This window comes from Dokdonella sp. (assembly GCF_017744955.1).
Lineage (GTDB): Bacteria > Pseudomonadota > Gammaproteobacteria > Xanthomonadales > Rhodanobacteraceae > Dokdonella_A.
Genome location: NZ_JAGIAG010000003.1, coordinates 533,529 through 559,764, shown reverse-complemented (window position 1 = coordinate 559,764; position 26,236 = coordinate 533,529). Strand labels below are relative to the sequence as shown.

The window sequence follows — 26,236 nt, the reverse complement described above, 5'->3', positions numbered from 1 at the left end:
CTACGTGATGGTCTACGCCTACTCGACCTTCAGCGGGCTCAGCCTGACCGGCAGCTACAGCGCCGGCGGGGGCGGCGGTACGACATTGACGAATGGCGTGCCGGTGACGGGCCTGTCGGCGAGCAGTGGCAGCTGGACGCCGACGTACACGCTGGTGGTGCCGTCCGGCGCGAGCAACCTGTCCTTCGCGATCAGCGGCGGCACGGGCGATGCGGACCTGTACGTCCGTCTCGGCGGCGCGCCGTCGACGACCAGCTACACCTGCCGTCCGTACCTCAGCGGCAACAGCGAGACCTGCTCGTGGACCGCGCCGACGGCGGGGACGTACTACGTCGCCGTGCGCGCCTACTCGACGTTCTCCGGCGTCACGTTGACGCCGAACTACACGCCATAGCGGCAATCCCTCGCAGGAGGCGATGAAAAAGGCGGCCGGATCGTTCCGGCCGCCTTTCTTGTTCGTGTGATCGTCCTCGATCGCTGCTGTCCGCGCGTCTTTCGGACCTGTGCTGTACGGAGCCTGCGAGCGATCCACTCGCGGCCGTCGCCGGCCGCATTTTTCGAAAAGCGGCTACGGGCTTCCAGAGAAGTCGCTACAGGCTCTCGAAGCGATTCGCGTCGCGATTCTTGCGTACGCGCGACGGATCCCAGATGCGCCCGTTCATCGCGATGTAGACGCCGTCGGGCAGGGTCTGCACGGCGCCGACCGCGCAGCCGATGTTGAACACCGCGTCGGAGCCCTTGAACAGCGCCGGATTTAGCGCGCCGGTCAGCACGATGACCTTGCCGGCGAGGCCGGCGAGCGCCTGCGCGGTCTCGACCATCGTGTCGGTGCCGTGCGTGACCAGCACGTGGCGATGGATCTGCCGTTCGATCGCCGCGCGCACCGCGGCGCGATCCTCGTCGTCCAGATGCAGGCTGTCCTTGCGCAGCACCGGCACCACCTCGAAGCTGAAATCGACGCCGAGCTGCTGGAGGATCTCGCCGATCTGCGGCGCGCCGATCTGGAAAGTGGACTTGTCGTCGAAGTAGATCTTGTCGATGGTGCCGCCGGTGGTGACGATGGTCAGATGCTGCATGGGTCGTTCCGTTGGAGGATTGCGGGAATGGGTCGTGCAGAAGCGTCGTGCTCGCGCGCACGGGCATCCGTGGTGCTTTCGGGTGGCGGCCGACAATGGGCGACCGGCCTTCGGCGGTCGCAGCGGGCTTCCACGCGAGCGGGAATGAGGCTTTTCCGAGCACGAAGCATACGGCTTGGCGATGTCGCGCGATCGCCGTTCACAGCGCGCGCGCGATCAGGCGGTCGTCGACGAGCGTGACGGGCAAAGTGCCGAAACCCAGCCCGTGCTCGCCGCCGAGGCGGCTGCGACAGAAGACCGGCGCGGCCGGGCTGCCGGCGCGCAGCAGCACGCCGGCCTGCAACGTCAGCGCCAGACGTTCGGTCAGCACGCGTGCGGCGGTTTCGTCGATACGCTGCGGCGACAACGCGTCCTTCAGCGCCGGCAGCGAGGCGTCGTAGGAAGGGTCGAGGCCGCGCGCACTTTCCAGCTCGGCGATCAGCGCCGCGCCGCAGGCCGGGTCGCGAGACAGCGCGCGCAGCACGTCGAGGCACTGGATGTTGCCGGAGCCTTCCCAGATCGAGTTCAGCGGCGCCTGCCGGTACAACCGCGGCAGGATCGACTCCTCCACGTAGCCGGCGCCGCCGAGGCATTCCTGCGCCTCGTTGACGAAGGCCGGCGCGCGCTTGCAGACCCAGTACTTGCCGATCGCGGTGGCGACGCGCGCCAGCGCGGCCTCGTGCGCATCGCGCGCGGACGCGTCGACCGCGCGCGCGACGCGCATCGCCAGTGCCAGCGCGGCTTCCGATTCGACGGCGAGATCGACCAGCACGTTGCGCATCAGCGCCTGCTCGATCAGGCGCTTGCCGAACGCGTGCCGGTGCGCGGTGTGGTGCAGCGCGTGCGCCAGCGCCATGCGCATCGTCGCGGCCGAGCCGAGCATGCAGTCGAGCCGGGTCAGCATGACCATTTCGAGGATGGTCGCGATGCCGCGGCCTTCCTCGCCGACCAGCCAGGCGCTCGCGTCGGTGAACTCGACCTCGCTCGACGCGTTGCTCCAGTCGCCGAGCTTGTCCTTCAGCCGCATCAGGCGGAACGCGTTCTTGCTGCCGTCCGGCAGGCGGCGCGGCAGCAGGAAGCAGCTCAGTCCGCCGGGCGCCTGCGCCAGCACCAGGAAGCCGTCGCACATCGGCGCCGAGAAGAACCACTTGTGCCCGACCAGCGCGTATTCGCCGGGGCTCGCCGTCGGCGTCGCCTGCGTGCGGTTGCTGCGCACGTCGCTGCCGCCCTGCTTCTCGGTCATGCCCATGCCGAGCATGACGCCGGGCTTGGCCGCCATCTCGACGTCGCGCGCGTCGTAGCGGCAGGCGGCGATCTTGTCGATCCATTCGCGCAGGTGCGGCGCGTGGCGCAGCACCGGCGCGGCGGCGTGCGTCATCGTCAGCGGGCAGCTGGTGCCGGGCTCGACCTGGTGATGCAGATAGGACAGCGCCGCGCGCGCGACGTGCGCGCCGGGCGCCGCCTCGGCCCACGACAGGCCGGCCACGCCGTGCTCGACGGCGGCCTGCAGGATGCGGTGGTAGTTCGGATGGAACTCGACCACGTCGATGCGGTGGCCGAAGCGATCGTGCGTGCCCAAGCGCGGCTTGTCGCGATGCGCGTCGAAGCTGAGCGCGTACAGTTCGCTGCCGGCGAGCGCGCCGTAGGCGGCAATGCGCTCGGCGTAGGCGGAGGCCCCTTCGCGCTGCACCGCGTCGCGCAAGGCGACGTCGTCGGCCCAGAGGTCGCGCGGAGCGAACTCGGGCGGCTGATTGTCGACGCGATGCGTCTCGAACGGCGGGGGCGGCGATGCGGACATGACGCCGGGAATGGTGTCGGGACCGCGATTATGTCACCTGGACGAGGATTGCTCGTGCGGCATGCGCTGGTGCGATCGTTGTCGATCGCTGCAATCCGGGAAGCGGATCGTTCGGGCGAGCGACGTCTTCGGCTGATCTACCCGCGGCCATCCGTGGCCGCACTCTTCAAATGGAACAGCGCATCGCCGCGGTCGGCGGCGTTCGCTCAGGCGGCGAGGCGGGCGCAGTCCTCGATCGCATCGTGCGCCGAGGCGATCGCCTGCGCCTTCTGTTCCGGGCCGAGGTTGACGCCTTCGGCGCGCACGAACTCGACGTCGGCGATGCCGAGGAAGCCGAACACCTGGCGCAGGTAGGCTTCCTGGAAATCCGCCGCCGCGTACGGCGAGCCTTCCGAGTAGATGCCGCCGCGCGAGGAGGCGACGACGATCTTCTTGCCGCCGGCCAGGCCTTCGGGGCCCTTTTCGGTGTAGCGGAAGGTCTTGCCGGCGATCGCGATGCGGTCGATCCAGGCCTTCAGCGAGCTGGGGATGCCGAAGTTGTACATCGGCGCGCCGATCACCACAGTGTCGGCGGCGAGGAACTCCTCGAGCACGGCGCCGTTCTCGCGCATCGCCGGATCGTTCGCGTCGGCCACCAGCCTCCAGTGCGGCAGCGGATTGGCGGCGAGATCGCGATAGACGACCTTCGCGCCGGGATTGCGGCGCTTCCAGGCCTCGACCAGCGCGGCGCTGAGCTCGCGCGAGACGGAATGCGCGCCGAGCGCGCTCGAATCGATGTGCAGGAGACTCATGGCGAACCTCGTTCGGTGGAATGCCGTTTCCGGCGACGGGAATAAGGTATTGCGTGTACGATGCTTCGATAAGTCCGCAAAATTCGGATGGATCGTTCGCGAGGTGAAACAATGAACCTGATGACGGTCGGGGCGCTTTCGGACCTGAACGATCTGCGTTTCTTCGCCGGCGTGGTCGAGCACGGCGGCTTCTCCGCCGCCGGACGCGCGCTCGGCGTGCCGAAATCGCGCCTCAGCAAGCGCGTCGCGCTGCTCGAGGAGCGCCTCGGCGTGCGCCTGCTGCAGCGGACCACGCGGCGCTTCGCCGTCACCGAGGTCGGCGAGCGCTTCTACGCGCACTGCCGCGCGATGCTGGAGGAGGCGCAGGCGGCGCAGGACGCGGTCGCCGAACTCAGCGCCGAACCGCGCGGCGTGGTGCGGGTGAGCTGCCCGGTGGCGATCGCGCAGACCGTGCTCGCGTATCTGATGCCCGATTTCCTCGCCGCGCATCCGAAGGTGCAGGTGCGCGTATTCGCCAACAACCGGCGCGTCGACCTGATCGCCGAAGGCATCGACGTCGCGATCCGCGTGCGCGACAAGCTCGACGCCGAGGCCAGCCTGATCCTGCGCAACGTCGGCCGCAGCCGCGTCGTGCTGTGCGCGAGCCCGGCGTTCCTCGACGCGCACGGCCGGCCGTCGGCGCCGGCCGATCTGGAGTCGATGCCGCTGCTGTCGGTGCAGGAGCACGAGGGCGCGCAGACGCTGGAGCTGACTGGCAACGACGGCACCCGCCTCACCGTCGAATTGCAGGCGCGCATGATCTGCGGCGAGTTCAACGTGCTCTACGAAGCGGCCAAGCGCGGCATCGGCATCGCGGCGCTGCCCGAATTCGTCTGCGCGCCGGCGATCCTGCGCGGCGAGCTGGAAGTGCTGCTGCCGGAATGGAGCGTGCCGCAGGGCATCGCGCACTTCGTGTATGCCAGCCGCCGCGGCCTGCTGCCGGCAGTGCGTGCCTTCGTCGATTTCCTCGCCGAACGACTGCCGGAAACCTTGCGCACCAAGCACGAGCAGTGCAGGCAGCGTGAGGATCCGTTGATGGGGCAGGTCGATCTGTGAAGCGGCAGAGCGGTTGGACGCGGATCGGAGCACATGGACGCGGATAGAGCGAAGGACTTCCCGGCTCATCCGCGCCACGGCCTCTCACTGCCGGCACGCCGAACTTCGACGAAAGCGAACGCTGGACGAGGGTGACGTGGAAGCCAAGATCTTCGGCTCTATCGGCGTCTACGCGCTCTGATCCGCGTCCAGCCTTTGCTTCTGCCGACTGCGGCGCACGTTCCAGCCCAGCGTCGCGATCAGCACCACGCAGAACAGGATCTCGAGCACGGCCGGCACGCGCGTGGTCGGGTAGGTCCACGCCGCGACGATGCCGTGGCAGAAGTAGAACAGCGCGAGGATGCCGACCCAGAGCAGGGCGCGCTGCGCGCTGCTGCGCAGCGCGAGCAGCGGCAGCAGCAGCGGCGGCAGGGTCAGCAGCAGGGCCAGCGTGGCGTTTCCGTTCGCGGGCGGCGCCAGCCACAGGTACCAGGCGGGCTGCAGCAGCGTCAGCAGCGCCCACGCGCACAGGCCGAGTCGGAGTGGATTCATGCGCGTGCTCCGAGTTTCGCCGCGACCTCGGCGACGCGCCGGCCAAGTGCGCGCGCCAGCAGGCGCTGATCCTCGCTGATCTCGGCGTCGCCGTTGACGCCGGCCACGTGACTGGCGCCGTAAGGCGAGCCGCCGCCGCGCGTGCGGTTCAGCGCGCTTTCGGTGTACGGCACGCCGACGATCAGCATGCCGTGGTGGAGCAGGGGCAGCATCATCGAGAGCAACGTCGTCTCCTGGCCGCCGTGCATCGTGCTGGTCGAGGTGAACACGCCGGCCGGCTTGCCGACCAGCGCGCCGGAGGCCCATTCGGCCGCGGTCGAATCGATGAAGTGCTTCAGCGGCGCGGCCATGTTGCCGAAGCGCGTCGGACTGCCGAGCACGAGGCCGGCGCAGGCGCGCAGGTCCTCGCGCGTCGCATACGGTGCGCCGTCCTCCGGCTCCGGGGCGTGCGCGACTTCGGTCACCGGCGCCACCGGCGGCACGCTGCGCAGGCGCGCGGCGAGGCCGGCTTCCTCGACGCCGCGCGCGACCAGCCGCGCGAGCTGCGCGACCTTGCCGGTGCGGCTGTAGTAGAGGACGAGGATTTCGCTCATGCACGGTTCCACGGGAGTCGACAGGTTGGTTGAACGAGGGCGCTGCGCTAGGCTCGCACCATGTTCGTGCGCCTTCAGCAGTTTGCCAGATCGCTACGCGACCGCGACCGCGTCGTCGCGTTCCTGCACTTCACCTGGCAGCGCTTCCTCGAGGACCGCTGCTTCCAGACCGCCGGCGCCCTGGCCTACACCTCGATCTTCGCGCTGGTGCCGCTGACCGCGGCGGTGCTCGGCATCCTCGCCGCGTTCCCCGGCTTCGCCGGCTGGCGCGAGCAGATCACGACCTGGGTGTTCGACAACTTCGTGCCGGCCGCCGGCAGCACGGTGCAGGGCTACATCACGCAGTTCGCCGACAGCGCGAGCAAGGCGACCGCGATCGGCGTGCTGGTGCTGCTGTTCAGCGCGGTGTCGCTGATGATGAGCATCGAGGACGCGTTCAACCGCATCTGGCGCGTGCAGGTCGCGCGCGGCGCCACCGCGCGCTTCATCATCTACTGGACCGCGCTGACGCTGGGACCGCTGCTGCTGGTCGCGGCGCTGGCGATCAGTTCCTACGCGTTCGCGCTGCCGTTCATCGACGTCGCCGAGGCGCAGTTCTCGATCAAGGCGCGCGTGCTCGCGGCGTTGCCGTTCCTGATCGTCTGGGCGGCGCTGATCGCCGCCTACGTGGTGATTCCCAATCGCAGCGTGCGTCTGGCGCACGCGGTGATCGGCGCGCTGATCGCGGCGCTGCTGTTCGAGGCGGCCAAGCGCGGTTTCGCGCTGTACGCGACCAAGTACGCCAGCTACCAGCAGGTCTACGGCGCGCTCGCCCTGGTGCCGATCTTCATCTTCTGGGTCTACCTGTCGTGGATCGTGGTGCTGCTCGGCGCCTCGATCACCGCGTCGCTTTCCGCGTTCGACTACCGCCCGGCCGATCGCCTGCTGCCGCGCGGGCAGGAGTTCACTGGCCTGCTGCGCGTGATGGCGCGCTTCGCCGCCGCGCAGCGCGAGGGCAAGGGCTTGCACAGCACTTCGCTGCTCGCCAGCGAGCCGTATCTGACCGACGACCAGTTGCAGCGCTATCTCGGCGATCTGCATCGCATCGGCCTGATCCAGCGCGGCGAACTCGGCGAATGGATGGTCGTGCGCGATCTGGCCGCCACCGATCTGCTGGAGGTCTACGAGGAAGGCGGCTATCGCCTGCCGCTCGACCATCATCCGGCAGCGGACGGCTTGCAGGCCCCGGCGCAACGATTGCTCGACGCGCTCGGCGACAGGCTGCGTTCCGAACTCGCGGTGCCGTTGGCGGTCCTGTTCCCGCTGCAGGTACCATCGCCGCCGGAGACCGCGCCGGCGGCCCGCACCCCCACGGAGTCCGCATGAAACTTTCCCGTCGTCTGTGCTGTTGCGCCGCGCTCGCATTCGCTCTCGCCGCGTCCGGTATCGCGCAGGCCGAAACGGCGAAGCAGCCCTCGCTGAAGATCCAGACCCTCGACGGCGGCAGCTTCGATCTCGCCGCGCAGCGCGGCAAATGGGTGATCGTGAATTTCTGGGCGACCTGGTGCTCGCCGTGCATCAAGGAGATGCCGGACATCTCCGAGTTCGTCGGCAGCCGCAAGGACGTCGCGGCGATCGGCCTCGCCTACGAGGACACCGACAAGGCCGAGGTCGAAGCGTTCGCGAAAGCGCATCCGGTGAAATATCCGCTGGCGCAAGTGGACGTGTACCAGCCGCCGGCGGATTTCGAGAAGCCGCGCGGCCTGCCGACGACGTATCTGATCGCGCCGGACGGCAGCGTCGCGAAGAAATTCACCGGTCCCATCACCGCGACCGATCTGGACAAGGCGATCGCGGCGGCGAAGAAGTAGTCCGGTTCCGTGGCGACTGCGCGGTTCCTCGTTTCCGGTCTGGTGCAGGGCGTCTGCTTCCGCGCCTCGACGCAGGCGCGCGCGCGGCAGCTCGATCTCACCGGCTACGCCAGGAATCTCGCCGACGGCCGCGTCGAAGTCGTCGCCAGCGGCGATGCGCAGGCGCTGGCGCGTCTGGAGGCCTGGCTGCACCAGGGGCCGCCGGCCGCCGAGGTCGAATCGGTGATGCGCGAGGACCACGCCGAGCAGCACCACGACGATTTCGCGCGGCGCTGAGGAGATGTCCGGACGCGACCGCCAGGCGCGCGGCCCCGGCCGGCGTCCGCCGCCGAGCAAGCCTTCCGCGCCGCGTCACGGTCTCGCGCGCGTGATCTCCAAGTTCGGCGTCGCCTCGCGGACGCAGGCCGCGCGCTGGATCGAAGCCGGCCGCGTCGCCGTGGACGGACGCATCGTGCGCGATCCGGAGCGGCCCACCGACGCGGCGCGCGAACGCATCGCCGTCGACGGCGCGCCGATCGAGGCGCGCGGACGCATCTATCTGATGTTGAACAAGCCGCGCGGCTACGTGACGACCGCATCCGACGAGCGCGGTCGCGACACCGTCTACGCGCTGCTCGAAGGCGCCGGCTTGCCGTGGCTGGCGCCGGTCGGGCGGCTCGACCGCGCCAGCGAAGGCCTGCTGCTGTTCAGCAACGACAGCGTCTGGGCGGCCGCGATCACCGCGCCGGAAACGCATCTGGACAAGACCTATCACGTGCAGATCGACCGCCTGCCCGACGCGGACCTGCTCGCCGCCTTGCAGGCGGGGGTCGACGACCGCGGTGAACGCCTGGCGGCGAAGTCCGTGCGCGAGCTGCGCCGCGGCGAACGCCATGCCTGGCTCGAGATCGTTCTCGACGAAGGGCGCAACCGACAGCTCCGTCGCATGCTCTATGTCCTCGACGTCGCCGTGATTCGGCTCGTGCGTGTGGCGATCGGCGGGCTGACGCTGGGTGCGTTGGCGAAAGGCGCCTGGCGCGAGCTGACGGTCGACGAAGTGGCGCGGTTGTCGCCGTCTTCGCTCGCCTGAATCCAGCGACGGATTCGTCAAGTCCATTCGGAGGTCGTCATGGCCGGCATTCGGCGCGCGTTGAAGTGGTCGGGGGGATTGCTGCTCTGCTTGATTCTGGGGGCCGCGCTCGCGGTGTTCGCCCTGTTCCGCACGTTCTATCCCACGCCGCCGAAGGCGGACTATCCGCCGGCGAGCGACGTGGCGACCCGGCAGCGGCAGGATCTGGACTACTTCCGCCACTACCTCGAACTCAATCGCAGCTACACGCCGCAGGCGCGCGCGCAGGCGGAGGCGCTGCGCGAGGAAGACCTCGCGAAGGCCGGTTCGTTCTCGCCCGCGGCATTCGATCTCGCCGTCGCGCGCATGGTCGCGCTGTCCGACAACGGCCATTCGCGCATCCATCCCGGCGGGCAGTCGCGTCGCCATGCGCGGCTGCCGTGCCGGTTCTACCGGTTCGCCGACGGCTACTACGTGCTGCGTGCGCGGCCGGCCTGCGCGGAACTGCTCGGCGCGAAACTGACCCGGCTGGACGGACGTCCGATCGACGACGTCGCGCAGCGCATGTACGAATACTTCGGCGGTCCGCGCAACCACTACGACCAGTTCGCCGTTCCGTTCTTCCTGGAGTCGCCGCCGTTGCTGAACGCGGCAGGGCTGGCCGAATCGCCCGAGCGGCTGACGCTGCGCGCGACCTTGCGCGACGGCAGCGAGCGCGAATGGACGATCGCCGCCGATCCGCCCGATGCCGACGCGCCGCGTGCCTACTCCGACAGCTACCTGTCGCCGCAGCGGCTGGAGAGCGAGCCGGCGGACTGGACGGCGTTGCTGCCGGCCGATGCGGCGCTGCCGCTGTTCCTGCGCGACTACGCGACGCCGTTCCAGTCCGGTCCGCTGGCCGACCCCGCGGTCTACTACGCGCAATTGCGCAGCAACGACGACGAGCCGGGCCATCCGATCGGTGAATTCCTGGCGCGCGTCGAACGCGAGATCCTCGCCGGCCGACCGCGTGTGATCGTGCTCGACCTGCGTTTCGACCAGGGCGGCAATTTCACCAAGACCGCCAGTTTCATGAAGCGGCTGCCGACGCTGAGCGATTCGATCGAACGCGTCTACGTGCTGACCGGCGCCTGGACCTTCTCGGCCGGCAACGTGAGCCTGGCTCTGCTGAAGGAGCACGGCGCCGGCAAGGTGCGCGTGTTCGGCGAGCCGGTCGGCGACCGCGTGCGCATCTGGGCCGAAGGCGGCACGCTGGAGCTGCCCAATTCCAAGGTCGCGATCGGCTACGCGACGGGACTGCACGACTACGCGAAATCCTGTTTCGGCGAGTCCGGCTGCTTCTGGATCATGTGGCTGTATCCGACGCACGTGGAAAGCTTCGATCCCGACGTGCGCGTCGACTACACGTTCGACGACTACGTCCGATTGCGCGATCCGGTGATGGAAGCCGTGCTGGCCGACGCGCGCAAGCGCGACTGATGCGCGCAAGTGCGCGGATGGCAGCCTTCGCACGCGCCGAACACCGTTCGTCCGACGCAAACCTGAACCGTCCCGGCTCCGCGCCGGGCGCGTTCAGACGCGGGCAAGGCGGCTTCCTCAACCATCGAACGCGTTCCATCACGGAGAGCGCCATGAACACATTCCGCACATCCCTGCTGGCCACGCTGATCGCGTCCGTTCCGATGCTGGCCTTCGCGCAGACGGCAGTCCCCACCGCGAAAGACCCCACGCCGCCGCCGAAGGCGCCGGAATGGAGCGAATCGGACACCAATCGCGACGGTTATCTGACCAAGGAAGAATTGATCCCCTTCCCGAGCGTGCTGAAGCGCTTCGAGGAGATCGACACGAATCAGGACGGCCGCATCTCGGAAGCGGAATATCGCGCCTGGATCGAGCGCAAGTAGACGTCGGGTAGACGTGTGGCGGCCGCACCGATGCGCGCATCGGTGCGGCCGGTGGGTCGATGGGTTCCCGGGCGCGAGCCCGGTTCCAGATGCCGACGCGGAAAATGCGTCGACGACGCGGTTTCGTTATTCGAACCGCCCGCAAGAAATTACGATCGGTCGCCGCCGCTTCGCAGGCTGAATCTCGGACGCGGAAAACCGATCCGGCTCAATCGCCGCTGATCGTGTCCGGCCCCTTGCCTGCGGTCTTCTCGTACTTTCCCTTGCCGACCCTGCGGTACTGCGTGAAGCCGTGCTTGGCGACGTGGCTCTCGCGCAGCACGTGGCCCTGGCCCGCGATGACCTGCGGCGCGCAGATGACGCGGCGTATCGGCGCGCCGCAGTCGGGGCACTCCGTCAATGCCGCGTCGGCGAGCTTCTGCAGACGCTCGAAGCCGTCGCGGCAGGTCGCGCAGGATCGTTCCGTGCTGGCGGCGTATTCGTAGATGGGCATGAGCGGAAGATGCGCCCGCAGGCGCCGTCGATCAAGTCTCGACGACGCCGGTGCTCGAAGGACCGACGTGGGTGCGGAAGTAGTCGTCCATCTGCTTCCAGCGGTTGATCACGCCACAGAAGAGTTCGGCCGTGCGTTCGGCGTCGTACACGGCCGAATGGGCGGCCTGTACGTCCCAGTGTTCCCCGGACGCCTCGACCGCGCGGCTGAGCACGGTCTGGCCGTAGGCCAGGCCACCGAGCGTGACGGTGTCGAAGCAGCTGAACTGATGGAACGGGCTGCGCTTGTGCGCGGTGCGGCGGATCGCGGCGTTGAGGAAGCCGAGATCGAACGCGGCGTTGTGGCCGACCAGGATCGCGCGTTGGCAGTCCGCCTCGCGCATCGCGGCGCGGATCGGCTTGAAGATGTGGTCGAGCGCGGCGCGTTCGGGCAGCGCGAAGCGGAACGGATGGTCCGGGTCGATGCCGGTGATCTCGAGCGAGCGCGGATCGAGCTCCGAGCCCGGAAACGCCTCGACGTGCGTGGAAACGGTCGGCTCGGCATGCACCAGGCCTTCCTCGTCCATGCGCACGATCACGGCTGCGATCTCCAGCAAGGCGTGCCGCTCGCAATCAAAACCACCCGTCTCGACGTCGACCACGACGGGCAGGAAGCCTCGAAAGCGCTGCGCCATGCGCGTGGCGGGGGTGGGAATAGTCATCCGGCGAGCATAGCAAGCGCCGCCGCTGCGTGCCGCGCGACGCGCGTGCTGGCCGCCGCCGTTTGCCGTTGATGAGAAGTGCGACCGTGGGATGGCCGCTTTGGATTCCGGAACGGAGTCGTCCTTTCGCGTGCTTGCGACTTCGGGCACGTGGCGATCACGGACGATCGCACCAGTAAATCAAAAAAAGAGGCGGGGTTTCCCCCGCCTCGGAGTGACTCAGGATATCGGTTTGCTTACGGAATCGTGATCGCCGCGCCCGTCCGGTCGTACCAGTACTGGTTCAGCGTCGCCGGAGTCCCGTTCGGACCGGTGGTCGTGAGCTTGGCATAGCCGTAGTTGACCTGGCTCGTATTGGTGTTGGTGAACTTGAAGCCGACGTACATCGTGCCGCCGACGCGGAACGAGTTCGCCGCACCGTCACCCCAGGTGGAGGCCGGGCCGACCGTCGCGCCGGAGGCGAGCACGGTGCAGTTGGTACCGGTCACGACGCATTGTGCTGCCGCATCGCTGACGCCCGTCGACCAGAAGAAGCTCAGGTTGGTCGAGCCGTACGCATTGAACGTGTACGGACCGGCATCGCAACCGCCGCCCGACGCCGTGCTGCAGGTCGCACCGGTGAGCCAGTTGATGTACAGGCCGTTGGTGTCCTGCGCGATCGCGAGGTTCACCACACCGCTGTCGACGACGTTCGGGTTGCCGCCACCGGTCACGGTGAGGCTCGCGGACGCCGCCGCAGCGCTGTTGCCGAGGTCGGTCTGCAGGCCGCCGGCCGGGATCGTGTTGTTGTACGAACCCGCCGTGGCAGACTGCACGTCCACCTTGACCGTGCACGAGCCGGAGCCCGGGATGGCCGCACCCGTGCCCAGCGTCACGGAACCCGCGCCCGCCGTGGCCGTGACGCCGGCACCGCCGGCGCACGTGGTGGACGCATTCGGCGTCGCCGCGATGACCAGGCCGCTCGGGAACGTGTCGACCAGGTTAGCGCTCAGCGTGGCCACGCCTGCCTGCGTGTTGCTCAGCGTGATCGTCAGCGTGCTGGCGCTGCCGGCTGCGACGCTGGTCGGAGCGAACGCCTTCGCGGCGCTCGGTGCCGGCGGCGGCGGGTTGCCGATCGTCATCTGCACCGGTACCTGCACCAGCGGCGAGTCCGGATCGTTGCTGCGCACGCACAGCGTGCCGTTCCTGACGTCGCCATTGGCGAGGCCCGCGCCGTTCAGCGTGACCGTGACCGGATCGGTGCCGCTGGCCGCCGTCGTGCCGCTGGTCGGCGCGACCGACAGCCACGGCTGATCCTGCGGCTGCGAGCACGGTCCGTGTCCGAGGGCGATCGCGAACGCGGCCACCTGCAGATCGGAGGAGGTACCGGTGGCGCCGACCAGGGTCGCTGCACCCGTCGTCAGATCGACGGTGTACATGTTGTTGGTCTGGCCCTCGATCAGGTACAGCGTGTTGGTGTTCGGATCGAACGAAAGCGCCTGACTGAAGCGCGTGTCGATGCCGAGCGAGCCGACCGTGGTCGCCGCGCCGGTGGTCTTGTCGACCGCGATCAGCGAGGCCGAGACGATTTCCACGCCGTACATCAGGCCGTTGTTGTCGACCGCCAGGCCCATCACGAACGAGTAGCCGCTGGCACCGACGCCGCTGATGGCGCCGATGCGCGTCGGCGCGCCGGTGGCCGGATCGTACTTGTACAGATCCGTGCCGACGTCGCCGTCGACCACTGCACCGAACAGCGTGTTGGTGGTGGCGTCCCAGGCCAGGTCGCGGGGACGGTCGCCGAGGCCGGTCGAGCCGACGGTGGCGGTTGCGCCGGTGGTGGTGTCGACGGTCTTCAGATCGCCCGACGGATAGGCGATGAAGTATTCCTTGCTGAAGTCGTCGGCGACGAAGTCACCGCTGAAGGTGATCTCGCTGCTGGTGGCGATCGTGTTCAGCGTGCCCGGGGCGGTGGCGTCGAACGAGACCCACTTGCCGCTGGTCGACGACTGGATGCTGAAGGCGTACGCCGGCACGCCGGCGCCCTGCGGCTGCGGCTGCAGACGCTGCTGCGTGGCCGGCTTGGTCGGGCCACCTTGCAGGCTGCTCGGGCGGTTCGCCGCGGTGATGCGCTCACCCGGCTTGCGCGTGGTCGGAACGTAGCGCGGACCGATCGGGAAGTGCGAAGCCGGACCGGCTTCGCCGATCGACCACACCAGGTCGCGATTGCCGACGTTGGAGATGTCCAGCGTCGTCGCCGACGTGCCGCCGGCCGGCGCCGTGCCGCTGATCGAGGTCGGGGCGACCTGGATGTCGGGCGCGCCGACGTTCAGCGTGACGGTGTCGGAGGAGGTGAAGATCTGCGGATCGGTCGCTTCCCAGTCGATGCCGGTGTTGTTGGCGATCGAGGCCTGGTTGAAGGAGAACTGGTTGGCCAGGGTCGGATCGTTCTGCAGACCGATCGTCGCGCACACGCCGTTGTCGCAGTTCGCCGGATCGCCGCTTCCGGCCGCCGTGTAGACGACGTCCAGGTACTCGAAGGAGATCTTGCCGGTCGCCTCGTCGAAGATCGCCTCGAACGTCGCCGTGTCGGTGTTGTTGGCACCGTTGTAGTGCGCGCGCTGGTACCACTCGACGATGAACTTGCGGTTCGGCGCCGTGCCCTGCGTGGCGTAGTAGACCTCGCCGCTTTCGCTGTCGAAGTCGTCCCACAGCGGCATGATCGCGGCGGCCGGCAGGCTGGTGGTCGGCAGCGCCGCGTTGTTGAACAGGCCGCTGGTCGGGCAGGTGGTGGTGCCGAACAGGATCAGGCCGTTGTTGTCGACGCAGATCTGGTTCGAGGTATTGCCGTAGAAGTTGAACGAGAACGGCATCGTGACGGCGGCCGAGCCGTCGTCGTCGATTCCGAGCGCGGTGCCGGTGCTGCTGATGTCGATGAAGCCGCCACCGCCGCCGTTGCCGCACGCGGCGCCGTCGAAGCCGTCGCAGAAGATGCGGTCGGTGATCGGGCCGCCGCCGGTGGTGACGGTCGAGGAGTAGCCGGGCAGCTCGTCCTGCGCGGTCCAGGTCGCCGTGTTGGTCTCGGTCGCGCCGGCCGTGACGATACGGTTGTATTGGTAGGTCGCGCCGGCCGCCAGCGGCTGGTTCATCAGGCGGAAAATCTCGCCGTTGATGTTGTCGCTGAGCGTGTGGTAGTCGAGCGAGCCGGAGGTGTTGTTCTCGACGGTGTAGCAGAAGTTGACCTGGTCGCCGACGGTCGCGTCGAGCGTATCGGCCGTGCCGCAGGCGCCCGCGGTGGTGTCGGTGCCGAGCGTCACGGTCAGGCAGATGCCGCCGGCCGGGCAGGTATTGCCGCCGCCGCCGACCGCGCCGACGACTTCGAAGCCGAACGTGTTGCCGGTCAGGTCGCAGGCAGTGGTCGGGCCCCACGAGGTACAGCCGGAGCCGAATCCGTCACCCGGATTCTTCCACTGCGCGACGGTTCCGGGCACCGTGGCCGGCGAAAACGCCGACCAGTACATCTGGTTGCCGGCGGTGGCGAAGTTGATGTTGGCCTGCAGGACGACCCAGTAGTGACCCGCGGGCAGCGAGCACGCCGCCGGCAGGGCGACGCTGAGCGCCGTATCGCTGCTGCTCAGCGTGCCGGCGAGGTCGTCGCCGCCGCAGAGCGCGGCCGCCGTGTCGTTGGGAACGCCGGAGGCGTCCGAATAGACGTGCACGTTGTAGGTCGTCCCCGGATCCGCCGAGAACTGCCTGAAGGACACGTTGAAATTGAATGCGCTGACGTTCCAGCCGGCCGCATCCGTGACGGTGAAATCATCGGCGGCGAAGGAGTCGAAATCGTCGGTGGAGATCGAGTTGGAGGTGACCGCGCTACCGTCGTAGGTACCCGTGGTCTGCGAGTAGAGAACCGTACTGCCGTTCGGCTGCACGTGGCGTGGATAGGCGAAGCGGTTGGCCGACTGGATCGGACCGGTGGCTTTGGAGGTCTTGGTGTTCTTGCTTGCTGCAGCTGCAGCGTCGTGCGTGGCGAAAGCCTGCGCCGACAACGCCGCTGCGATGCCAATGGCAATAGTGCTTTTACGCATGAGCGAAACTCCCCATGAGGTGGCCGATGAAACAGACCGAACGTAACAGACCATGAACTACGTGACAATTAAATTGAATTTTGCTACGCAGCAATTGTCGTGGGGCCGCAGGCGAGTGTGATGCGGCGCGCTTTTTGCCTCGTCTAGGGGGCGGAAAAAAAGTGACGGCGGCGCTCGCGCCGGCACCCGGCCGTGGCGCGATTTCGAGGCTTCCCGCCACCCGCGGTGACGCCACCGCGCATGGGGAGGCGGGGCGGGCGGAAGGCAAGGAAAGATCGCCCGTTCCGCACGCGGACACGCGATGCGGAGACGGGCCAGGGGCGTGATCGCGTCGGCTAGCGCGTGCCGAGCGCCGCGCGCAACGGACTCAACAGGTCGCCGTACCTGGCTGCGTGACCGCCGCTCGCCTGCAAGGGCTGGCGGACCTGCGCGGCGCTGACCGTGCGCACGTTGCGCGGCGTCTCGTGGAAGCGCAGGCAGGCCGCGTCGAAAGGCAGGCCGCAGAAGTCGAGCAGGCCGCGGGTCTGCGCCTCGGGATCCTGCACCAGCTCCTCCAGCACCTGGTCGCGGATGCGATGCGGGTAGCGCGCGTGCCAGAAGCGCATCGCGCGATCGTAGTCGCGCCAGAACGAGGCCAGCTCGTCGACGTCGTAGGTATAGGCGTGGCCTTGCGCGAACAGCTGCCGGTAGCAGGAGAAGCAGGTCTCCACCGGATCGCGACGGCAGTTCACCACCCGGGCGCCCGGCAGCATCGCCATCGCGGCGCCGATCAGCCGCCAGTTCGACAAGGCCTTGTCGGTGAAGATCGGGCGGTCGCGGCGCCAGCGTTGCGTGCGGTCGAGATAGTCCTGGCCGAGCCGGCGCCAATCCTCCGGCGTCGCCTGCGCCACCCAGGCCGGGAACGGCCGGCCGGTGCGGCGGCTTTCGGCCTCGATCACGATCTCGAGGTCGCTCAGTTCGTTGGCGCCTTCGACCTGCGGATGCGAAGCGAGGATCTGCTCGGTCAAGGTGGAGCCCGAGCGCGGCAGGCTGACGATGAAGATGACCTCGCGCCCCATCTCCTTCGGCGCGGCGGTCGCCGGCGGGCTGCTGAAGGCGCGCAGGATCGATTCGGTGATTGCGCTGTGCGCGGGCGCGTCCCAGTGCAGCTGGCGCCGCTTCGACGCGTTGACCGTGTTCAGCACGGAGAGCGCGTCGATCGGACGGCGCTGGTCCTCGAGCGACTTGGCGTAGGCGAAGCCGATGCTGATGCGATCGGCCTCCGGCAGCGTCTTGGCCGCGTAGAGCCGCTCCAGCCAGGCCGACTCCTCGGCGCTGAACCGGATCGTGCGCATGTTCGCCAGGCGCACCCAGGCGCGCGTCGTGTTCGGCTGCTTCAGCGCCTCGCGATAGGCCGCCGCGGCCTGGTCGATGCGGCCGAGCGTGCGCTGCGCGTCGCCATAGCCGATGAGCGCGCCGCCGTGCGCCGGGTCGAGCTGCAAGGCGCGCTCGTAGGCGTCGAGCGCCTCGCCCGAGCGCGCGTCCTGCGCCAGCGCGCGGCCGAGGTTGTACCAGGCCGGCGCGTGCTCCGGTGCCAGCTCGCATGCCCGCCGCAGCGCGACGGTGGCCGCGCGCAGGTCGCCGGTCGCGCGCAGCGCGGTGCCGAGGTTCATCAGCAGCAGCGCGTCGCCGGGCGCGATCTCCAGGCCGCGGCGCAGCACGTCGACCGCTTCCTGCGGGCGCCCTTGCAGGTGCCGCGTCACGCCGAGCAGGCGCAGGTACTCCGGATGGCCGCCGGCCCAGGTCTGCGCCCGTGCGAGCAGTTGGTCGGCTTCGTCGGCTCGCTGCTGCTGGATCGCCTCGCGCGTCGCGCGCAGCAGACGCAGCGCGCGTACCGGCAGGCCAGCCAGGCGCTGGTCCATCGCAGAGGCGCCATCCGCGTGCGATGTCGAATCGGTGTGCTCGGCCGCGATGGGCTCGGACGTCGGAGTGCTCATGGACGGCGTCAACGCAAGGAAAGAATCAGCATAGCAAAGCCGCCCGCGCACGGGCGCACGGCTAGCGGCGTGCCTGCGCGCGACGCAGCGCCTCGCGCAGCGGGTCCAGCAAGTGGCCGTAGCGATCGCCGCGCGCGGTATCGCCGCGCAGCGGCTGGCGCACCTGCGCGGCGCTCGCGGTGCGCACCGCGCGCGCCGCGCTGTGGAAGTCCAGGCAGGCGCGATCGAACGGCAATCCGCAGAAGGCGAGCAGGGCGCGGATCTCGGCTTCGGGATCGGCCAGCAGCGCTTCGTAGGATTGCGTGCGGATGCGCTGCGGGAACAGCGCCCGCCAATGCCGCATCGCGCGATCGTAGGCGTACGCGTAGGCGGCCAGGTCGTCGAAATCGTAGGCGAACGGTGCGCCCTGCGAGAACAGCTGGCGGAAGCACGACCACGCGATCTCCAGCGGATCGCGCCGGCAGTCGATCACGCATGCGCCCGGCAGCATTGCCAGCGCGGCGCCGAGATAGAGCCAGTTGTTGGGCATCTTGTCGGTGCTGCGCGGGCGCTGGCGGCGCCAGCGCGCCGTGCGTTCGAGATAGCGCCGGCCGAGGCGGCTCCAGTCCGCGGAATCCGCCCGTAGCGCCCAGTCCGGGAATTTCTCGCGCCGGCGGTTGGATTCCTCGGCGATCACCGCGCCGAGGTCGCCCAGTTCGCTGGCGCCCTCGACCTGCGGATGCGCGGCGAGGATCTGTTCGGTCAGCGTCGAACCCGAGCGAGGCAGGCTGACGACGAAGATGACTTCCCGGCCGAGTTCCGCCGGTGCGGCGCCGGCGACGTCCGGGGTGAACAATCCGAGCATGCGCTCGACGCGGGCGACGAAATCATTCGCGCTCCAGTCGATCCGGCGCCGCTGGCGCGCGTTCGCGTCGAGCAGCATCGCGTACGCGTCGGCGTAGCGTCGTTCGTCTTCGAGCGCCTTGGCCAGCGCGAAGCCGACCGCGATCCGGTCCGGTTCCGCCAGCGTGGCGTCGCCGGCCAGCGTTTCCAGGCGCGCCAGTTCGTCCGCCTCGAGGCGTTCGGTCCTGATGCCAGCCAGTCCCCACCAGGCCGGACCGCAGCGTGGCTGCAGTCGCAACGCTGCGCGGTACTCCCCGGCCGCCGCCGCGACGTCGCCGCGAAACAGCAGCGCGTCGGCCAGCTTGACGCGGATCATCGGCTGTTGCGGCGCCGCGGAGATCGCCTGCCGCAGCAGCGAGCAGGCCTCGTCCAGCTCGCCGTTCTCCTGCGCCTGCGCGGCGCGATCGAGCCAGGTCGCGACGTCGACGTCGATCGACATCGCGACTCAGCGCGCGCCGGCGAGCGCGCTTCGCAGCGGATCGAGCAGGTCGCCGTAGGCGCTCGCGTACGTGGCGTCGCGCTGCAGCGGGCGGCGCACCTGCGTCGAACTCAGCGTGCGCACGGGACGCGCGGTTTCGTGGAAGCGCAGGCAGGTCTCGTCGAACGGCAGCGCGCAGGCGTCGAGCAGGCGGCGGATTTCGCCGTCCGGGTCGGCCAGCAGCGCGGCGTGCGACAGCACGTGGATGCGGTCCGGATGCAGGCGATGCCAGTGCGCCATCGCGCGCTCGTAGTCGCGCCAGAACGCACCGAGCTCGTCGAACTCGTAGGCGTAGCGCGTGCTGCCGTCGGGGAATCGGTGCTTGAAGCAGGACCACGCCGCTTCCAGCGGATCGCGCCGGCATTCGACGATGCGCGCGCCCGGCAGCATCGCGCGGATCGCGCCGATCAGCTGCCAGTTCGGCAGTGCCTTGTCGACGAAGCGCGGCCGCGCCTCGCGCCGGCGTCGCGTGCGTTCGAGGTAGTCGCGGCCGAGTCGCGCCCAATCGTCGGCGCCGGCCGAACCGGCCCAGTCGAAGAACGGTGCGCCGCGCCGGCGCGATTCTTCCTGCAGCACCTCGGCGAGGTCCGGCAGCTCGCCGGCGCCTTCCACCTGCGGATGCGAGGCGAGGATCTGTTCGGTCAGGCTCGAGCCCGAGCGCGGCGGGCTGACGATGAAGAGGACTTCGTGGCCGAGTTCCTCGTCCGCGGCCGTCGCACCGGCGCCGTCGAAGGGCACGATGCAGCCGTCGACTTCGCGGCCGAAGGCGGCGGCGTCCCAGTCGATGCGCGCGCGCTGGCGGTGGTTGGCTTCGACGAAGGCCGCGAAGGCCTCGGCGTGCCGGCCCGCCCGCTCCAGCGCCGTGCCGAGCGCGAAGCCGGCGTGGATGCGCTGCTCGTCGTCGAGCTGCGGTTCGGACGGCAGGCGCTGCAGCCAGGCCAGTTCGTCGGCGTCGAGCGTTTGCGTGGCGAGACTGGTCAGGCCGTGCCAGGCCTCGCCGATGTGCGGGCTCAGCCGGATCAGCTCGCGGTACTCGGCGGCCGCCTCGGCATCGCGGCAGAGCGACTTCAGGATGTCCGCGTGCAGCAACAAGGTCTGGCGGTGCATCGGCGCGAGCGCGCGGGCGCGCGCCAGCGCCTCTTCGGCGCGTTCCGCATAGGAACCGTCGCGCAGCAGTTCGCCGAACCGGTACCACGCGCGCGGCGAATCCGGGTCGCGCTGCGTCGCTTCGGAGAGCACGGCGTAGGCGGACTGCGCGTCGCCGGCTTCGCGCAGCGCGAGGCCGAGGTCGATCAGCAGCGGCGCATTGGCCGGACGCAGCTCCAGCGCGCGCCGCAGGCGCAGGGCCGCGCCCGCGGCGTTGCCGCCCGCGCGCAGCAGGGCGGCTTCGGTACGCAGCACGTCGGCGTGGTCGCCGGTGCGCTGGCGCGCTTCGATCAGCGCGCGCTCGGCGGCGGCGAACTCGCCATGCTCGATCCAGTGGCCGGCGCGGCGCAGCAGTTGCGCGCAGCGCGGCGGCAGCGGCGTTTCGACGACAGCGTTCACGACAGACCGAGGCTGCGCCGCAGCGGATCGAGCAGCGTGCCGTACAGGTGCGCGCGTGCGGTATCGCCGCGCAGCGGTTCGCGCACCTGCGCCGCGCTGGCGGTGCGCACGGTGCGCTTGGCCTTGTGGAAGGCCAGGCTGGACGGGTCGAAGTCGAGGTCGCAGAAGCTCAGCAAGCGGCGCACCTGCGTTTCCGGGTCGGCGAGCAGGTCTTCGTAGACCTGGTCGTACACCTTGCCCGGATAGCGCGCGTGCCAGAACGACATCAGGCGGTCGTAGTGTTGCCAGTAGGCGCCGAGCTCCTCGAGCGTGTAGCTGAACGGGTGCGGGTTGCGGCCGAACAGCTGCTTGTAGCACGACCAGCAGGTCTCGACCGGATCGCGCCGGCAGTTGACGAAGCGCGCGCCGGGCAGCATCGCCAGCGCCGCGCCGAGGAACAGCCAGTTGGTCAGCGCCTTGTCGGTGAAGCGCTTGCGCCCGCTGCGCCAGTGCGCGGTGCGCGCGAGGTAGTCGTGGCCGAGGCGCTGCCAGTCTTCCGGCGTCATCTGCGGCACCCAGTTCGGGAACACCTCGCCGCGACGCTGCGATTCGGCCTGGATCGTGGCGACCAGATCCGACACTTCGCCGCCGCCTTCGACGTCCGGATGCGCGGCGAGGATCTGTTCGGTCAGCGTGGAGCCCGAGCGCGGCAGGCTGACGATGAAGACGGCTTCCTGGCCGAGCGTCCTGTCGGGCGCGCCGGCCGGCGGGGTGGCGAAGGCGTCGGTGAAGCGGTCGAGCAGGGCGCCGAACTCGGGCAGGTTCCACTGCACGCGGCGCCGCCAGATCGCGTTGGCCTTGGAGAACACCTCGAAGGCTTCGGCGTAGCGCGTCTCGTCTTCGAGCGCCTTGCCCAGCGCGAAGCCGGCGAAGGCGCGGTCGCCGTCGTCGAGCTTCGGTTCGGCGTACAGGCGCTCCAGCGCGGCGATCTCGTCCTTGTCGAGGCGCTCGGTCTTCAGGTCGGCGAGGCCGAACCAGGCGCGCGTGGAGTCCGGCTGCACGCGGATCGCGCTGCGATACGCCGCCGCCGCGTCGGCGGTGCGGCCGAGCGACTTCAGCATGTCGCCGTGCGCGATGTGCGCCGGGACGTTGCGCGGGTCGCAGGCGAGCGCGCGCTCGAACGCGGCCGCGGCTTCCTCGACGTGCGACTCGTCCGTCAGCGCGCGGCCGAGATTGAGCCAGGCGGTGGCGAGCGCGGGATCCAGTTCGCAGGCGCGCCGCAGCAGGATCAGGCCGTTGGCCGCGTCGCCGGTCTCGTGCAGCAGTGCGCCGAGATGGTTGAGGATCAGCGGATCGTGCGGTTGCCGGCGCAGCGCTCGGCGCAGCGAGGCGATCGCCTCGTCGCGTCGCCCGCGCTTGGACAGGATGACGGCCTGCATGCGCAGCGCTTCGGCGTGTTCGGCATCGAGCGCGAAGACGCGTTCGAGCGCGCCTTGTGCGTCGTCGAAGCGGCCGGCGCCGAGCTGGTTCGACGCCTCGACCAGGGCGGCTACGCCTTCGGTCGGAAGTCCGGCCAGGCGGTCCGCCGGCGTCAGGCGCCGCGGCGAGGATGGAGTCGCCCCCACCGGAATGCGCTGCAGAGGTTCGGCCATGTGCGGAAGCAATGCGAAAAGGGCGGTCGAGAATAGCAGAGCGCGTCACACCGACCAGCGGGATGGCGCCGACGTGTGAACAATTCGTGCGGGTCCGGACCGGCGCCGCAGAAGCGCGGCAAATCCGCTTGCGAGGCGCGCGCGCGGCGGAGTAGTGTCCGCCCGGCCGGATGACCGGAAAACGATTGAGGGCAACGACGATGCTCTGGCAGAAGGGTCGCGCGAGCGACAATGTGGTCGAAGACGACGGCGGTGGCGGCGGCGGGCCTCGTTTCGGCGGCGGTCGCGGACTCGGCCTCGGCGGCATCATCCTGGTGGTGATCGTCGGTCTGCTGTTCGGCAAGAACCCCGGCGAGATCCTGCAACTGCTCGGCAGCATGTCCGGCGACGGCGGCGTGGACGCGCCGCAGCAGACCACGCCCGCCGGCAACGACGAGCAGACCCTGTTCGTGAAGAAGGTGCTCGGCTCGACCGAGGACGTCTGGGGTCAGATGTTCCGCGCCAGCGGCCAGCAGTATCCGGCGCCGAAGCTGGTGCTGTTCCGCGGCGGCGTGCAGTCGGCCTGCGGCGCGGCGTCCTCGGCGATGGGCCCGTTCTACTGCCCGGGCGACCGGCAGGTCTATCTGGATCTCGGCTTCTTCCAGGAGATGCAGCAGCGCTTCCAGGCGGCCGGCGATTTCGCGCGCGCGTACGTGATCGCGCACGAGGTCGGCCACCACATCCAGAATCTCGTCGGCGTGATGGATCAGGTCGAGAACCAGGCGCGCCGCGGTGCGCCGATGCAGGGCGCCGACGGGCTTTCCGTGCGCCAGGAACTGCAGGCGGACTGCTTCGCCGGCGTGTGGGCGAACCATGCGCAGCAGCAGCTGAACTGGCTGGAGACCGGCGACGTCGAGGCGGCGTTGAACGCCGCCAACCAGATCGGCGACGACGCCTTGCAGAAGCGCGCGCGCGGCTACGCCGTGCCGGACTCGTTCACGCACGGCAGCTCGGCCGAGCGCGTACGCTGGTTCCGCCAGGGGCTGAGCAGCGGCGACATCAAGAGCTGCGACACCTTCTCCGCGGCGCAGCTTTGATTCAAGGCTTTTCGACGCGGATCATGCCGATGGACGCGGATGGAGCGCTTCCGAAACAGGGGCGACCTCGATCCTCGTTCGCTCCGGCCCGTGGCTCCGCATGGCGTCGCGTGGAGAGCTTGGACACGGATTACGCGGATTCACGCGGATAAAGATTTTCTCTGTTCGAGAACTGCTTTATCCGCGGCCATCGGTTCGATCCGCGTCCCGCTTCTCGACTCGCGGAATTAGTTCGCAGGCACCGCACGCACCGGGACCGGCACGCTGCACAGGTCGATCTTGCCGGCCGGGACCTTGTACCAGTCGTCGCGGCGATTGCGGCGCGACTCGACCAGCGCGGTGAAGGTCGACGTGTCGGTGCGCAGGACTTGCAGCGGCGTACGCTCGGATTCGGGTACGTCGGCGGCGAGGCGCACCGACTTGATGGAGGTGCGCTGCTCCGGCTTCTCGTAGAAGCCGAGCGGCCCGCTGCCGCGCGGCAGCGCCGACAGCCACTCCATGCCCTGCACGACGCGGCCGACCAGGGCGATGTTGCGATCGAGCTGGCGCGGTGCGTGGCCGATCACGACGTAGAGCTCGGCGCCGCTGCCGCTGTCGACGCCGGCATCGCGGCCCGCGCCGACCATGCCGTAGCAATGCGCCAGCCAGGTCTTGCCGGCCTTGGCGTCGCGCGCGACCGGCAGGCCGTCGGAAAACCCGACCTCGGGCGCGTAGACGTCGCCGTCGGGCAGCTTCGTGAACGGCAGGTCCTTGGCGATCGCGCGCTCGAATTCGGGCGCGAGGGTCTTGCTCGCCTTGCCGAGCGTGCGCGCCTTGTCCTTGTCCTCCGCGTTCGGATCGCCCCACTGCGTGACGAAGCCGTCCTGCACGCGCAGGATCGCCAGGCCGTCGAAGTAGTGTTCGCGCACCATCGTGCGGATGTTCTGCGCGTGCAGCGGCGCGTAGGCGGGCGCGAGTTCGATCACCACACGCCCCGCGGCCAGATCGAGATACAGCGTGTTTTCCGGATCGAGCGGGCGCCAGTCGGAAGGTTTCGACGCCTCCAGCACCTGCTGCATCGTCGGCGGCTTGGTTTCGGCCCGCGCGGTGGCGCAGAGGGCGAGCGACAGCGCGCCGACGGCGAGGGCGCAGCGGATTGCGGCGGAGGTCCGACTCAGCGGATTCATGGAAACCCCGGATGGCGACGATGGCCGGAGACTGTAACCGATCGCGCGCGACGCCCGTCGCGGCAGGCGACGCTCCCGATTGAGCTAGCATGCGGCGAGCGGAAGGGGAATGACATGCGTCTACGATGGCTCGTCCTGCTGGTCGTCGCTCTGGCTGTTCTGCCGGCGTGTAAGAAGAAGGCCGTGCCTGCCCCGCCGCAAGAGACGGCGGTGTCCGGCGAGCAAGCCAAGGCCGGCGCATTCCTGGCGTACGAGCACGCGGTCCGCGTCGGGCTCGATCGGCGCGATGCGATCCCGGCGCAGATCGCGGCGGTGCGCGACGCCTGCGCCAGTGAACGGTTCGGCGCCTGCAGCCTGCTTTCCCTGGAGCAAGATTCCGGCGGCTATACGGCCGGCAAGATCGTCGTGCGGATCGTGCCGGCCGGCGTCGAGCCGCTGGTCCAGCTCGCGGCGCAGGGCGGCGCGATCCGGTCGCGCAAGACCAGCGCCGAAGACCTCGCCCAGGCCGTCGCGGACAACGTGAAGCAGCGCGAGCTGCTGACGCGGCAGCGCACGAAATTCGAAGAGCTGCAGGTGCGCAAGGACCTGACGGTCGCCGACAGCCTGGCGCTGGCGCGCGAACTGGCGGGGCTGGAAGTCCAGCTCGACGCGGTGGAGCAGGAATCGGCGCAGCAACGGCGGCGCATCGAGACGAATCGCCTGACGATCGACTTCGTCGCGCCTTCGGTGGAGGCCGACCGCTCGCGCATCGTCGGCGCGCTGCGCAATCTGTGGGACTCCTTCAGCGAAGGCGTCGCCGACGCCATCGAGTACGTCGGCTACCTGCTGCCTTTCCTCCTGCTCGGCTTTCCTTTGCTCCTGCTGGTGCGATGGCTGTGGCGGCGGGCCACGCGGCCGCGTGATGCGCGTTCGTCCGCGGGTCGATGAGGTCGTACCCGGGGAGACAGGCCGTTTCGCCTGGCAACCACGGCCGCGGGCAGCGGTAGCCGATATCGACGCCCGTCGCGAATGCCTGCCGTATCATGGCCCGGTCAGTTCCTGACGGGAGGGTGTCATGATCGACCGATTGATCGAGCGGTACCGCGACGCGCTCATTCTGCTCGCGCGCATCCTGCTGACGATGCTGTTCGTCATTTCCGGGTTCGGCAAGCTGACCGACTACGCCGGCACCGTGAGCTACATGAACTACGTCGGCGCGCCGATGCCGTCGGTCGCGGCGGCGGTGGCGATCGCGATGGAGGTGCTGGTCGGGCTCGCCTTGCTGGTCGGGTTCCGCGTGCGGCCGTTGGCGTTGTTGATGATGGTGTTCGTCGCGGGCACCGCGATCCTCGGTCATCCGTTCTGGGCGATGGATGCGGCCGAACGCGCCCTCAACCAGACCCAGTTCCTGAAGAACCTGTCGATCATGGGCGGATTGCTGCTGCTGGCGATCGTCGGCGCCGGCCGCTATTCGCTGGGCAAGTCCTGACGGATCGATCCGGGACGGCGGCGCGGCAC

24 protein-coding genes are annotated in these 26,236 nt (G+C 69.3%); 11 read left to right on the top strand and 13 right to left on the bottom strand.

Translation table 11 applies throughout. The features are described 5' to 3' along the window. Window positions 1-394: PPC domain-containing protein (locus tag J7520_RS10605; RefSeq protein WP_291187780.1), on the top strand; the 394-nt coding region annotated here is incomplete at its 5' end. 196 nt (window positions 395-590) lie between these two features. Here J7520_RS10605 and J7520_RS10600 read toward each other — a convergent pair. The 3 genes from J7520_RS10600 to J7520_RS10590 all read right to left on the bottom strand — a co-directional run bounded on the left by J7520_RS10600 (window position 591) and on the right by J7520_RS10590 (window position 3,704). Next, window positions 591-1,076 carry an asparaginase domain-containing protein gene (locus tag J7520_RS10600; protein WP_291187777.1) on the bottom strand — a complete coding sequence of 162 codons (486 nt, stop codon included), beginning with the start codon at window positions 1,074-1,076 and terminating at the stop codon, window positions 591-593. A gap of 199 nt (window positions 1,077-1,275) precedes the next feature. Further along, window positions 1,276-2,913: an acyl-CoA dehydrogenase family protein gene (locus J7520_RS10595; RefSeq protein WP_291187773.1), complete on the bottom strand. Its 1,638-nt coding sequence runs from the start codon at window positions 2,911-2,913 to the stop codon at window positions 1,276-1,278. A 206-nt stretch (window positions 2,914-3,119) separates the two neighbouring features. Next, complete coding sequence (locus J7520_RS10590; RefSeq protein WP_291187770.1) at window positions 3,120-3,704, bottom strand: FMN-dependent NADH-azoreductase; 585 nt, start codon at window positions 3,702-3,704, stop codon at window positions 3,120-3,122. Window positions 3,705-3,824: 120 nt separating this feature from the next. Between J7520_RS10590 and J7520_RS10585 the strand changes: the two genes are divergently transcribed. Next, entirely contained in the window at window positions 3,825-4,799 is a 975-nt protein-coding gene (locus J7520_RS10585) for a LysR substrate-binding domain-containing protein (RefSeq protein ID WP_291187820.1), read from the top strand. Between the two features lie 168 nt (window positions 4,800-4,967). Here the strand turns inward: J7520_RS10585 and J7520_RS10580 are convergent, their stop codons facing one another. Both J7520_RS10580 and wrbA read right to left on the bottom strand, forming a co-directional pair. Continuing rightward, window positions 4,968-5,330, bottom strand: coding sequence for a DUF2069 domain-containing protein (locus J7520_RS10580; RefSeq protein WP_291187767.1), 363 nt, complete (start codon window positions 5,328-5,330; stop codon window positions 4,968-4,970). Then, window positions 5,327-5,923 (bottom strand): NAD(P)H:quinone oxidoreductase, encoded by a 597-nt coding sequence (gene wrbA / locus J7520_RS10575; protein WP_291187764.1) that lies wholly within the window; start codon window positions 5,921-5,923, stop codon window positions 5,327-5,329. The genes J7520_RS10580 and wrbA overlap by 4 nt, the downstream gene beginning before the upstream one ends. Before the next feature lie 60 nt (window positions 5,924-5,983). On the opposite strand from wrbA, the gene J7520_RS10570 reads away from it, so the two are divergent. From J7520_RS10570 to J7520_RS10545, 6 genes are read left to right on the top strand one after another with little or no spacing between them, the layout of a single operon-like run. Further along, the gene (locus J7520_RS10570) at window positions 5,984-7,288 is read left to right on the top strand and encodes a YihY family inner membrane protein (protein WP_291187761.1); all 1,305 of its coding nucleotides are present in this window, start codon (window positions 5,984-5,986) and stop codon (window positions 7,286-7,288) included. Continuing rightward, a complete protein-coding gene (locus J7520_RS10565; RefSeq protein WP_291187758.1) occupies window positions 7,285-7,773 on the top strand; it encodes a TlpA disulfide reductase family protein in 489 nt (162 codons plus the stop codon). Before J7520_RS10570 ends, J7520_RS10565 begins: the two co-directional genes overlap by 4 nt. A 9-nt stretch (window positions 7,774-7,782) precedes the next feature. Next, a complete protein-coding gene (locus J7520_RS10560; protein ID WP_291187755.1) occupies window positions 7,783-8,049 on the top strand; it encodes an acylphosphatase in 267 nt (88 codons plus the stop codon). A 4-nt stretch (window positions 8,050-8,053) separates the two neighbouring features. Next, window positions 8,054-8,842: a pseudouridine synthase gene (locus tag J7520_RS10555; RefSeq protein ID WP_291187752.1), complete on the top strand. Its 789-nt coding sequence runs from the start codon at window positions 8,054-8,056 to the stop codon at window positions 8,840-8,842. A gap of 39 nt (window positions 8,843-8,881) precedes the next feature. Further along, window positions 8,882-10,300 carry a hypothetical protein gene (locus J7520_RS10550; RefSeq protein ID WP_291187749.1) on the top strand — a complete coding sequence of 473 codons (1,419 nt, stop codon included), beginning with the start codon at window positions 8,882-8,884 and terminating at the stop codon, window positions 10,298-10,300. 17 nt (window positions 10,301-10,317) lie between these two features. Continuing rightward, a complete protein-coding gene (locus J7520_RS10545; protein ID WP_291187746.1) occupies window positions 10,318-10,725 on the top strand; it encodes a hypothetical protein in 408 nt (135 codons plus the stop codon). 208 nt (window positions 10,726-10,933) lie between these two features. Here the strand turns inward: J7520_RS10545 and J7520_RS10540 are convergent, their stop codons facing one another. The 7 genes from J7520_RS10540 to J7520_RS10510 form a co-directional block, all read right to left on the bottom strand. Beyond that, complete coding sequence (locus tag J7520_RS10540; protein ID WP_291187743.1) at window positions 10,934-11,218, bottom strand: zinc ribbon domain-containing protein; 285 nt, start codon at window positions 11,216-11,218, stop codon at window positions 10,934-10,936. A 31-nt stretch (window positions 11,219-11,249) separates the two neighbouring features. Next, window positions 11,250-11,918, bottom strand: coding sequence for a ribonuclease T (rnt, locus tag J7520_RS10535; RefSeq protein WP_291187740.1), 669 nt, complete (start codon window positions 11,916-11,918; stop codon window positions 11,250-11,252). A 236-nt stretch (window positions 11,919-12,154) separates the two neighbouring features. After that, window positions 12,155-15,985: a hypothetical protein gene (locus J7520_RS10530; RefSeq protein WP_291187737.1), complete on the bottom strand. Its 3,831-nt coding sequence runs from the start codon at window positions 15,983-15,985 to the stop codon at window positions 12,155-12,157. Window positions 15,986-16,320: 335 nt separating this feature from the next. Then, a complete protein-coding gene (locus J7520_RS10525) occupies window positions 16,321-17,886 on the bottom strand; it encodes a tetratricopeptide repeat-containing sulfotransferase family protein (protein ID WP_291187734.1) in 1,566 nt (521 codons plus the stop codon). Window positions 17,887-18,022: 136 nt separating this feature from the next. Then, a complete protein-coding gene (locus tag J7520_RS10520; protein WP_291187732.1) occupies window positions 18,023-19,282 on the bottom strand; it encodes a sulfotransferase in 1,260 nt (419 codons plus the stop codon). A gap of 6 nt (window positions 19,283-19,288) precedes the next feature. After that, window positions 19,289-20,866 carry a sulfotransferase gene (locus J7520_RS10515; protein WP_291187729.1) on the bottom strand — a complete coding sequence of 526 codons (1,578 nt, stop codon included), beginning with the start codon at window positions 20,864-20,866 and terminating at the stop codon, window positions 19,289-19,291. Next, window positions 20,863-22,497 carry a tetratricopeptide repeat-containing sulfotransferase family protein gene (locus tag J7520_RS10510; RefSeq protein ID WP_291187726.1) on the bottom strand — a complete coding sequence of 545 codons (1,635 nt, stop codon included), beginning with the start codon at window positions 22,495-22,497 and terminating at the stop codon, window positions 20,863-20,865. The genes J7520_RS10515 and J7520_RS10510 overlap by 4 nt, the downstream gene beginning before the upstream one ends. Before the next feature lie 200 nt (window positions 22,498-22,697). Between J7520_RS10510 and J7520_RS10505 the strand changes: the two genes are divergently transcribed. Further along, window positions 22,698-23,573, top strand: coding sequence for a neutral zinc metallopeptidase (locus J7520_RS10505; RefSeq protein WP_291187723.1), 876 nt, complete (start codon window positions 22,698-22,700; stop codon window positions 23,571-23,573). 227 nt (window positions 23,574-23,800) lie between these two features. On the opposite strand, the gene J7520_RS10500 is transcribed toward J7520_RS10505, so the two are convergent. Beyond that, complete coding sequence (locus J7520_RS10500) at window positions 23,801-24,739, bottom strand: peptidylprolyl isomerase (RefSeq protein WP_291187721.1); 939 nt, start codon at window positions 24,737-24,739, stop codon at window positions 23,801-23,803. A 114-nt stretch (window positions 24,740-24,853) separates the two neighbouring features. Here J7520_RS10500 and J7520_RS10495 point away from each other — a divergent pair, with 114 nt between their 5' ends. Further along, a complete protein-coding gene (locus tag J7520_RS10495; RefSeq protein WP_291187718.1) occupies window positions 24,854-25,666 on the top strand; it encodes a DUF4349 domain-containing protein in 813 nt (270 codons plus the stop codon). A 127-nt stretch (window positions 25,667-25,793) separates the two neighbouring features. Beyond that, a complete protein-coding gene (locus J7520_RS10490; RefSeq protein ID WP_291187715.1) occupies window positions 25,794-26,207 on the top strand; it encodes a DoxX family protein in 414 nt (137 codons plus the stop codon). The last annotated feature ends 29 nt before the right edge of the window (window positions 26,208-26,236 follow it).

Excerpts from the sequence above, each read along its gene's own strand:
- rnt (WP_291187740.1), bottom strand. The coding sequence starts at position 11,918 with ATGACTATTCCCACCCCCGCCACGCGCATGGCGCAGCGCTTTCGAGGC.
- J7520_RS10540 (WP_291187743.1), bottom strand. The coding sequence starts at position 11,218 with ATGCCCATCTACGAATACGCCGCCAGCACGGAACGATCCTGCGCGACC.
- J7520_RS10585 (WP_291187820.1), top strand. The coding sequence starts at position 3,825 with ATGACGGTCGGGGCGCTTTCGGACCTGAACGATCTGCGTTTCTTCGCC.
- J7520_RS10600 (WP_291187777.1), bottom strand. The coding sequence starts at position 1,076 with ATGCAGCATCTGACCATCGTCACCACCGGCGGCACCATCGACAAGATC.
- J7520_RS10545 (WP_291187746.1), top strand. The coding sequence starts at position 10,318 with ATGGCAGCCTTCGCACGCGCCGAACACCGTTCGTCCGACGCAAACCTG.
- wrbA (WP_291187764.1), bottom strand. The coding sequence starts at position 5,923 with ATGAGCGAAATCCTCGTCCTCTACTACAGCCGCACCGGCAAGGTCGCG.
- J7520_RS10590 (WP_291187770.1), bottom strand. The coding sequence starts at position 3,704 with ATGAGTCTCCTGCACATCGATTCGAGCGCGCTCGGCGCGCATTCCGTC.
- J7520_RS10490 (WP_291187715.1), top strand. The coding sequence starts at position 25,794 with ATGATCGACCGATTGATCGAGCGGTACCGCGACGCGCTCATTCTGCTC.
- J7520_RS10500 (WP_291187721.1), bottom strand. The coding sequence starts at position 24,739 with ATGAATCCGCTGAGTCGGACCTCCGCCGCAATCCGCTGCGCCCTCGCC.
- J7520_RS10520 (WP_291187732.1), bottom strand. The coding sequence starts at position 19,282 with ATGTCGATCGACGTCGACGTCGCGACCTGGCTCGATCGCGCCGCGCAG.
- J7520_RS10525 (WP_291187734.1), bottom strand. The coding sequence starts at position 17,886 with ATGGACCAGCGCCTGGCTGGCCTGCCGGTACGCGCGCTGCGTCTGCTG.
- J7520_RS10510 (WP_291187726.1), bottom strand. The coding sequence starts at position 22,497 with ATGGCCGAACCTCTGCAGCGCATTCCGGTGGGGGCGACTCCATCCTCG.
- J7520_RS10550 (WP_291187749.1), top strand. The coding sequence starts at position 8,882 with ATGGCCGGCATTCGGCGCGCGTTGAAGTGGTCGGGGGGATTGCTGCTC.
- J7520_RS10555 (WP_291187752.1), top strand. The coding sequence starts at position 8,054 with ATGTCCGGACGCGACCGCCAGGCGCGCGGCCCCGGCCGGCGTCCGCCG.
- J7520_RS10580 (WP_291187767.1), bottom strand. The coding sequence starts at position 5,330 with ATGAATCCACTCCGACTCGGCCTGTGCGCGTGGGCGCTGCTGACGCTG.
- J7520_RS10570 (WP_291187761.1), top strand. The coding sequence starts at position 5,984 with ATGTTCGTGCGCCTTCAGCAGTTTGCCAGATCGCTACGCGACCGCGAC.
- J7520_RS10530 (WP_291187737.1), bottom strand. The coding sequence starts at position 15,985 with ATGCGTAAAAGCACTATTGCCATTGGCATCGCAGCGGCGTTGTCGGCG.
- J7520_RS10595 (WP_291187773.1), bottom strand. The coding sequence starts at position 2,913 with ATGTCCGCATCGCCGCCCCCGCCGTTCGAGACGCATCGCGTCGACAAT.
- J7520_RS10565 (WP_291187758.1), top strand. The coding sequence starts at position 7,285 with ATGAAACTTTCCCGTCGTCTGTGCTGTTGCGCCGCGCTCGCATTCGCT.
- J7520_RS10495 (WP_291187718.1), top strand. The coding sequence starts at position 24,854 with ATGCGTCTACGATGGCTCGTCCTGCTGGTCGTCGCTCTGGCTGTTCTG.
- J7520_RS10505 (WP_291187723.1), top strand. The coding sequence starts at position 22,698 with ATGCTCTGGCAGAAGGGTCGCGCGAGCGACAATGTGGTCGAAGACGAC.